This is a genomic window from Nocardioides sp. (assembly GCF_047606145.1).
Lineage (GTDB): Bacteria > Actinomycetota > Actinomycetes > Propionibacteriales > Nocardioidaceae > Nocardioides.
The window spans coordinates 54,707-63,744 of record NZ_JASGET010000011.1; the positions used below are offsets into that span (position 1 = coordinate 54,707).

7 protein-coding genes are annotated in these 9,038 nt (G+C 72.0%); 6 read left to right on the plus strand and 1 reads right to left on the minus strand.

The features are described from left to right. Positions 1-41 precede the first annotated feature (41 nt). Positions 42-1,670: a helix-turn-helix domain-containing protein gene (locus QM638_RS01580; RefSeq protein WP_415140178.1), complete on the minus strand. Its 1,629-nt coding sequence runs from the start codon at positions 1,668-1,670 to the stop codon at positions 42-44. Between the two features lie 156 nt (positions 1,671-1,826). On the opposite strand from QM638_RS01580, the gene QM638_RS01585 reads away from it, so the two are divergent. From QM638_RS01585 to QM638_RS01610, 6 genes are all read left to right on the plus strand, one after another. Then, complete coding sequence (locus tag QM638_RS01585) at positions 1,827-3,155, plus strand: MFS transporter (RefSeq protein ID WP_415140179.1); 1,329 nt, start codon at positions 1,827-1,829, stop codon at positions 3,153-3,155. 31 nt (positions 3,156-3,186) lie between these two features. Continuing rightward, positions 3,187-3,654 (plus strand): PhzA/PhzB family protein, encoded by a 468-nt coding sequence (locus QM638_RS01590; protein WP_415140180.1) that lies wholly within the window; start codon positions 3,187-3,189, stop codon positions 3,652-3,654. Positions 3,655-3,745: 91 nt separating this feature from the next. After that, positions 3,746-4,651, plus strand: coding sequence for an aminoglycoside phosphotransferase family protein (locus QM638_RS01595; protein ID WP_415140181.1), 906 nt, complete (start codon positions 3,746-3,748; stop codon positions 4,649-4,651). Positions 4,652-4,874: 223 nt separating this feature from the next. Continuing rightward, positions 4,875-5,606 carry a hypothetical protein gene (locus tag QM638_RS01600; RefSeq protein WP_415140182.1) on the plus strand — a complete coding sequence of 244 codons (732 nt, stop codon included), beginning with the start codon at positions 4,875-4,877 and terminating at the stop codon, positions 5,604-5,606. Positions 5,607-5,683: 77 nt separating this feature from the next. After that, positions 5,684-7,282 (plus strand): GMC family oxidoreductase, encoded by a 1,599-nt coding sequence (locus QM638_RS01605; protein WP_415140183.1) that lies wholly within the window; start codon positions 5,684-5,686, stop codon positions 7,280-7,282. Positions 7,283-7,426: 144 nt separating this feature from the next. After that, positions 7,427-9,038: serine hydrolase domain-containing protein (locus tag QM638_RS01610; protein WP_415140184.1), on the plus strand; the 1,612-nt coding region annotated here is incomplete at its 3' end.

Here is a 9,038-nt window from a genome sequence, read left to right on the forward strand (position 1 = left end):
CGGGGCGCCGGCCGATCCGTCGCCGCGGAACGGTCGCGGAGCTACCGTGCGGTCTCGGTCATGTCCAGCCAGGTGATCGCGAGCGAGAGCCGGGTCACGGTGCGGTAGTCGCCGAGCGTGCAGCCCAGCAGGCTCTCGATCCGTGCCACCCGCTGCTTGACGGTGTTCACGTGCAGGTGCATCCGCCGCGCCGTCAGCGTCGGGCTGCCGTCGGCGTCCAGGAGGGCGCGCAGGGTGGCGAGCAGGTCGGTGTGACGTCGGCGGTCGTAGTCGAGGACCGGAGCGAGGACGCCCCCGAGGATCTCCCGGGCGGCCGGCCCCGGGACGAGGGCGGCGAGATCGAGGATGTTCCCGGACTCGTCGGCGTGCACCGGCGTACCGCGGGCGACCGAGAGCTGTGCGGCGGTCTGCGCGCGCTCCACCTCTCGCGCCATCTGGCCCGGATCCGCCGTACGGCGCGCCACCCCGACTCCGCGACATCCCGGGAGACGCTGGAGCCGGCTCAGCGCTCGGTCGAGGTCGCCGCCCTCGCCGTGCAGCAGGACGACGACGTGATCGGCCACCGCGATCGCGGGGACCTGCGCCGAGGATCGCCGCAGGGTGCGCATGGCGTGGTAGGCGGTCTCCGCGTCGGGACAGGCGACCACGACCGGCACCGCGGGAGCGTGGGCCAGGCCGAGGTCGGTGCCGGCGGTGCGACGTGCGGCACGCGAGGTGCCCGGCTCGCACAAGGTGCGCAGCGCCTCGCCGGTGGCCGCCCCATCGGTGGCGCGGGCGGCCGCGGCCCGATCCAGGACGGTTCGCAGGCGTACGTCGGCCGCCGCGGCCCATCGCGCCGAGGGGGCCGGGAGCGAGGTGGCCAAGACGGCCTCCTCGGCGTCGGCCCGCACCATGAGGCCCCAGCCGGTCGGGTCGCCCGACCCCCGATCGGCCACCACCTCTCCGTCCACCGTCACCCGGGCCGCGAAGTCCGGTGAGCCGTCGTCCAGATCGCGCAACAGCGTCGACAGGCCGTCGCGCTCGTCGAGGGTGGACAGTCCCGCGGTGAGCAGTGCGATGGCCTTCTCGGCATCGCGTTGATCCACGCGGGCGGCCGTCTCCGACTCGGCCAGCAGTCGCGCCCGTTCGATCGTGGTCGCCACCCGCCCACCCACGTCGAGGACGAAGGCGACGTGGTGTCCGATGCGGGTCAGCAGGGTCTGCTCGGCGTGGTCGGGGACGTGACGGTCCATCCAGTACAGCGTCAGCACGCCCGACACACCGCCGCCGCGGACCAGCGGCACGGCGGTCATGGAGTGCATGACGAAGCCGGATGGGTCCTGCTCGATGTCGGCGACCACGTCGATGGTGCCGCTGAGGAACGCCTCGACGCTCGGGCTGCGCGGCCCCGGTCGCACGACACTGCCGTCGAGGGTCGCCAGATCGAGCCGCTCGGCGCGCATGGCGCGGCGATGCTCGGGCCGCAACCGCCACGCGCCGTGGATGTGGCCCATCCGCAGCACGGTTCGCGTCGGGTCCGGGCGGCGGATCGCCGCCATGTCGCAGCGCACGATCTCGGTGACCTTCGTCAGCAGGGCGGCCTCGAGTCCGTCCGGTGCACGGAGCGTGTCGCGGTCGACGAGCACCTCGAGAAGCACATCGAGATGCCGGCCCGGTTCGTTGTCGGTCACGACGTCGATTATGTCCGATGAGCCATCGAAATTGCGCAAGTTATGGCTGGCATGACATACCGCGATTCTTGGTCGGTCTCTAGCATCTTTCCAATCCCAGATCCTGGCTCAGGCGCCGATTCAGGATTTCCCCACCTTTTTCCGAAAGGTCACACCATGACCACAGCCGACACACTGGCCGTCCGCATTGCGGAGGCGAAGTCGGGATGGCGCCCGCTGACGGGATCGATGGTCGGTCTCGCCGTCGGTCTCGGCTCCGTCCCGCTCTACACCAACTCGGTGCTCTTCGAATCTCTCGGCTCCGACTATGGCTGGACGACGAGCTCGCTCACTCTGGTCTTCCTCATCTGCAATCTGTTGCTCGCCGTCGTCTCTCCGTTCGCGGGCCGGATCATCGACCAGGTCGGATCACGCATGCCGGCGCTGGTCTCCTCGCTGGTCCTGGCGGCCAGCTACGCGGTCATGGCGCTGGCCCCGGGCAGCTTCACGCTCTATGTCGTGGCGCAGATCGTGGTCTATGTCGCCGCCGCCGGCTCGGTGGCCGTCGGCTATGCGCGCATCGTGAGCGGCTCGTTCGATCGGATGCGCGGGATCGCGATGGGGATCATGAACACCGGGCCGGCGCTGGCGGCCATGATCCTGCCCGGAGTGGCCTCCTCCGCGCTCGGCTCGGGCGGTGTCCGCGGTGCCTATGTCACCCTCGCCGCCGTCGTCGCCGTCGGCGGCATCCTCTCCTACGCTCTCGTGCCGGGCCGGGCGGACGCCGCGCACGGTCCGGACGGCCGGGTCGACGCGGGTGGTCCGGGTCACCCGGATCACCCGGATCAGCCGGGTCACCCGGGTCATGCGAGGGACACGGATGGCCCGGTGAGCACGAACGCCGCCGCCCGGGCGGGCATCGACCGGACGATCGTGGTCATGTTCGTCGCCTTCTTCTTCATGGCGTTGGCCACGATCGGCCTCATCGAGATCCTCTTCGGCCTGCTCCTGGAGATCGGGACGAGTCAGGGTGAGGCGGTCGCGCTGCTCGGCTCGCTCGGGGCGGTGATGCTCGTCGTCCGGCTGTGCGTCGGCCTGCTCCTCGACGTACTCCCGGTCGCCTGGGTGGCCGCCGGTGCGCTCGGGCTGTGCGCCGTCGGCCTCGCCTCGCTCGCCGTAGTCGGGGTCGAGGCCGCCCCGGTGGCGGTGCTCTCGCTGGGGCTCGCGCTGGGAAGCGAGACCGACATCCTGGGCGTCTTCGTCTCTCGGCACTCGGCCCGGGAGAGGTTCGGCAGGGTCTTCGGCATCGGCTCGCTCGCCTACGGGCTCGGCGTCGCCGTCGGGCCGCACCTGCTCGAGACCATCCACGACGCCACCGGCAGCGCCGACGCGACGATCTGGACGGCGGTGCTCGCCCTGGTCGCCTCCGCTGCGCTCTTCGCCTCGACGCGGCCACGCCGGACCCGCTCACGGACGTTGCGGTCCTCGACCGCCGCCGTCATCTGAACCGTCAGCAATCACCGAAAAGGAAACAGGAATGTCCACCACGCTTAACACCACCGACGCCGATCTTCGTGCCAGGAACAGGGCGACGATCGAGACCTATATGAGCATGCACGGCGATCGTCGGGAGCGTTACCTGCTGTTTACCGAGGACGGTGCCGGCGGTCTTTACACCACCGACAGCGGCATCCCGATGCAGTCGGTCGGGCACGAGGCCCTGCGCAACGGCGATGCGTGGAACTCGACGTACTTCGCGGATTGGAAGTGGTGGAACGTCGAGATCTTCGAGACCCAGGATCCCAACCGGTTCTGGGTCGAGTGCGACGGCGGTGGGACGATCACCTTCCCGGCGTATCCCGACGGCACCTACGAGAACCACTACCTCCATTCCTTCGAGATGCGTGACGGCCTCATCCACCGGTACTGGGAGTACATGAACCCGTGCGCCGAGATGCGGGCGCTCGGGATCGAGGTCCCGCGGGTGGAGCGACCGGGGTTCTGAGAGCGGTTCTGAGAGCACGGTCGCGGCTTCGGCACGACGGCGGTGGCCGGCTGCGCATGGCGCGCGGCCGGCCACCGCTATCTTGGGTCGGGTGAGCCTGGTCCCGCCGTCACTGCAGGCGTACGCCGAGCGTGGGCCCGAGTGGGCGGACTGGCTGGACCGGTTGCCGGGACTGGTGCGCGACCTGCTCGCCGAGTGGGAGCTCAGTCCGGACGGGGCCGCCACCCACGGCCGGACCGCGTTGGTGCTCCCGGTGCGCACGGCCGAGGCCGAGGACGCCGTACTCAAGGTCGGATGGCCGCACTGGGAGGCCGAGCACGAGGCCCTCGCGCTGCAGCGGTGGGGCGGCCGCGGGGCGGTGCGGCTGCTGCGGGCTGACCCGCGTCGCTGGGCGCTGCTGCTCGACCGACTCCGCTCAGGCGATCTGACCGAGCTCTGGGACGTCGAGGCGTGCGAGATCGTCGCGGGCCTCTACGCCGACCTGCACGTCCCGGCACCGCCGCAGCTGCGCAGGCTGTCCACCCAGGCCGCGCGATGGGCCGAGGAGCTGTCCCGGATCGGACGGGGTGCGCCGGTGCCGCCGCGGCTGGTCGTGCAGGCGGCCGGGCTGTGCCGGGAGCTGGCCCGCGACCCCGCCACCGACGGCATCCTGATCCACACCGACCTGCACTATGAGAACGTCCTCGCCGCGGGGGATGCTCCGGCGCCCGGCGGCTGGCTGGCCATCGACCCGAAGCCGCTCTCCGGGGACCCGCACTACGAGCTCGCTCCGATGCTGTGGAACCGGTACGCCGAGTATGCCGGCCGCCTGCGCGACGGCGTCCGGGACCGCTTCTTCGCGTTGGTCGACACGGCCGGGCTGGACGAGGATCGCGCGCGTGCCTGGGTCGTCGTACGGATGCTGGTGAACATCAAGGAGGAGGTGCTCGAGAGCGCCGCGCCGGACCGAGACCGGATCACCGCCTGTGTCGCGGTCGCCAAGGCGGTCCAGGACTAACGACCGGTCGAGCCGGCCCGTCCCTGCCGCGTCCCGGGTCCCGATGAGGTCGGTGGGCCATGCCCGCTGGTGCCCTCGGGCTAACCGGAATGGTTCCACAGGACGGTCTTGACTCGTTCACCTGCGCGAAACCTACGGATTCGCTGAGAGTGGTGGCGCTCGGGCCGAGTCTGGGGACATGGGGTCCTCACCCGCGAGCACCAATCTTGGAAGGACCTCATCCATGAGGAAGATCGTCACGAGGATCGCCCCCACCGCCGTTGCCGTCGCCGTGACCGCGGTGGTGGTCGGCTCCGGAGGCGCCTACGCCGCTCATCTGATCACCGGCAAGGACATCAAGGACGGCTCGGTCACCAGCGCCGACGTGAAGAACGGCACGCTCGGCAAGGCCGACCTCTCCTCGGCGACCCAGAAGGCGCTCGCGGGTGCGACCGGAGCCAAGGGCGCCAAGGGCGACACCGGGGCGAAGGGCGCGAAGGGCGACACCGGGGCCACCGGCCCGCAGGGCGAGAGCGGCGTGGTCGCCACCGACACCGCCTCGTTCAAGAACGTCACCGTCGAGGCCCTCGGCGGCTCCTGGAGCACCGGCCACACCACCGTCGGGACCGTCGACCTGGACGCCGGCACCTACCTGGTGGCCGTGACCGGCGACTTCTACAAGGCCGCCGACACCGACGCCACCCCGGTGCTGCAGATCCAGCTCAACGGCGCCGACACCCAGGTGACCGCCTACACGGCCGCCTTCCCGACCGGCTCGGTCTCCGGCGTCGACGACGACAACAACCCGAGTGGCCTGGAGCAGACCGCCTCGGGCTACGGGATCATCACGCTCGACGAGGCCGGGAGCGTCTCGATCGACGCCTTCGGCTACAACGGCGACCGCGGCTCGGAGGGCTCGGGCGACTTCGCGGTGAACGCCACCGCCGACTTCGTCCAGGTCACCCCGGCGAGCTGACCTGCCTAGGCCCCGGCGGCCCGCACCCGGGCGGTGCGGGCCGCCGTGGTGTCTGCGCCGGATGCGATAGTGACCGGGTGGAGGCGGACGACGAGGCGGACTATGTGGTCGTCGGCGCCGGTGCCGCTGGCTCCGCCCTGGCCGGCCGCCTGGTCGCGGCCGGGGCCTCGGTCCTGCTGATCGATCAGGGCGGTGGCGACCGGGACCCGATGCTGCGGGTGCCGAAGGCGTTCTTCTACACGATGCGCGGCGATCGGTACGTCGCCCGCTATCCGACCGGGCCGATCGGTCCCGACGGGCACACCGAGACCTGGCTGCGCGGCGCGGTGCTCGGTGGGTCGACGGCGATCAACGGGATGATGTGGCTGCGAGGTGGCGCCGCCGACTTCGACGAGCTGGCCGCGCTGGGCAACCCGGGCTGGGGCTGGGACGACGTCCTGCCGGCGTACCGGGCGATGGAGTCGCACGTGCTGGGCGCGGACGAGCGGCACGGCGGCGACGGACCGATGCCGATCTCGCTGGCGCCCACCGACGACCCACTGACCGAGCGGATCCTGGCCGCCGGCGCCGAGCTCGGCTGGCGCAGCGTGGCCGATATCGAGGCCGCCGACGGCGACCGGATCGGTCCGACGCCGCAGAACGTCCGCCGTGGCCTGCGGGTCAGCGCCTATCGCGCGTTCGTACGGCGCGGTCCGCGACTGCGGGTGCTCACCCGGGCCCGGGTGGGACGGGTGCTGATCGCGGGTGGCCGCGCCGGTCGTCGGGCAGATGGGGTGCAGGTGCGGCACCGGGGCAGGCTGCTGTCCCTGCGCGCGCGCCGCGAGGTGATCCTGTGCGCGGGTGCGCTGGAGACGCCGCTGTTGCTGGAGCGCTCCGGGATCGGCGATCCGGCCCGGCTCGTGGCCGCCGGGGTCGCTCCCGTGGTGGAGAGCCCTCGCGTCGGCGAGGGCCTGCGCGAGCAGCGCGGGATCGGCGTACAGGTCAGGCTGGGCGCCGATCTGGGGCCGACCCTCCGGCTGGACACGACCCCCAAGCGGATGCGCGAGGCGGTGCGGTATCTGGCCACCCGGCGTGGCCCGATCTCGACCGGGGGATACGACCTGGTGGCGCAGTTCCGCTCCTCGTCGTACGGTGGCGAGACCGAGCGCCCGGACGTGCAGGGCATCATCGTGCCGATGGCGCTGGATCTGGCCAGCCCCGGCCTGGCGTTGGCGCACCATCCCGGGATCTTCTTCCTGGGCTATCCGATCCGGCCGACGACCGCCGGATCCATCCACGTCGGCGGTCCGGATCCGGACGCCCCCGCCGTGCTCTCGCCGCGCTATCTGGAGGAGGCGGCCGAGCGAGCCGCCACCCTTGCCGCACTGCGCGCCGGACGTGCCCTGCTCGGCGCGGCGCCGTTGGCCGGCCTGGTCGCCGAGGAGGAGGCTCCGGGGGCGGCGATCGAGAGCGAGGACGACGCCGTACGTCACGCCCTCGCCTTCGGCGGCGGGATCTACCACGCGGTCGGTTCCGCGGCGATGGGCGACGAGGCGGTCCTGGACGCACGGCTCGCGGTGCGCGGCGTGGAGGGCCTGCGAGTGGCCGATCTGTCGGCGCTGCCCTTCCACGTCTCGGCGAGCACCGCGGCACCGGCCGCCCTGGTCGGTTGGCGCGCCGCGGACCTGCTCCTCTGACCGGCGAGCAGAGCGAAATGGTCGCCAGGTGGGCGACCATTTGGCTCTGTTCGCCGAGGAGGTGATGACCTTTTGGCTCTGTTCGCGGGGGTGGTGGGGACCTTTTGGCTCTGTTCGCGGGATGCTCGGAGCATGAATCCGAGCATGAGCCCAGGAGAGGGTTTGCTGGCGGGGCTGGCCGCTGTCGACGAGCTGTTCGAGACACGGTTCGCCGAGGATCTGGCCCCGGGGCTGGTCTACGGGGTGGTCGTGGGTGGCCGGCTCATCCATGCCCGCGGCCTGGGCCGGACCCGCTTGGCCGCGGATCCTGGGGCCGAGGTGGCCACGCCGGGGGTGGACTCGGTGTTCCGGATCGCCTCGATGTCGAAGTCGTTCACCGCCGCCGCGCTGCTCCTGCTGCGCGACCGCGGACTGGTGGAGCTGGACGCGCCGATCGGGCGCTACGTCCCGGAACTCGTCGACCAGCCGCCGTACGCCGACGACAGTCCGCCGCTCACCCTGCGGCTGCTGCTCACCATGGCGGGCGGGCTGCTCAGCGACAACCCCTGGGGTGACCGGCAGGAGTCGCTGGGTCATGCCGCGTTCGGCACCTTCCTCGACGGCGGCTTCACCGTCGGCGCCGAGCCGGGGGTGGGCTTCGAGTACGCCAATCTCGGCTACGCGATCATCGGCCGCGCGATCGCGAACGTCGTGCGGCCCGAGGACCCCGACGGCGCCGACCGCGACTTCGTCGAGGCCGAGCTGCTCGCGCCGCTGGGCATGACCGCGACCAGGTACGACGCGGCTGCCGTGGGCTCCGTGCTGGTGCCCGGTCACGTCAAGCGCTCGAGCGGCTGGCAGGAGCTCGCCCCGGTCGGCCCGGGCGCGTTCTCTGCGATGGGCGGTCTGCACAGCTCGGTGAAGGACCTGGCCCGCTGGGTCGGCGGCCTCGTCGCCGCGTTCGCCACCGACCTGTCGGCGCGGTCCGAGCCGCATCCGCTCGGCCGGGCGACCCGGCGTGAGCTGCAGCAGCTGTACCGGCTCGACTCGGTCGCCGGCACGCTGGAGGTGGCCGGTCGCCGGCACCCGGGGATCGGTGCGGTGGCGACCGGGTACGGCTTCGGGCTGATGGTCGACCACGACACCCGCCTCGGTCAGATCGTGCACCACTCCGGCGGCTATCCCGGGTACGGGTCGCGGATGGTGTGGCACCCCGCGTCCGGGATCGGGGTGATCACGTTGAGCAACGGCAGCTACGGCGGTGCCTATGAGCAGTCGATGAGCGCGGTCCGGCTGCTCGCCGGCACCGAGTCGAGCGCCGTACCGGGGCGCGTCGCACCGCCGCCGGGGCGCGGTGATCGGCTGGAACGCGCCCTGGGTACGGCGATCGAGCGGCTGCGCGGCTTCGATCTGGACGGGGACGAGGTCTTCGCCGATCCGGACCTGTTCGCCGACAACGTCGAGCTGGACGTGCCGGACGCCGAGCGCCGGGTGCAGCTCGGTGAGCTGCGGGAGCTGGTCGGCCTGCCACTGGCCGCTCAGTCGGACGTCCCGGACCGGCCGTTGCGCTACGTCTCGACCATGAGGGCGTCCGCGCTCGTCTCCTGGCCGGCCGAACGCGGCCGTTACGAGGTGACGGTCCTGCTCAGCCCGGAGGAGGAGCCGCGGCTGCAGAGCCTCAAGGCGGTCGCCGTGCCGCCGGCGAGCGACGCGCTGGTCGCGGCGGCGCGGGCGGCACTGCTGGCGACCCCCGAGGCGGCGGTCGCCCGGGCCTTCG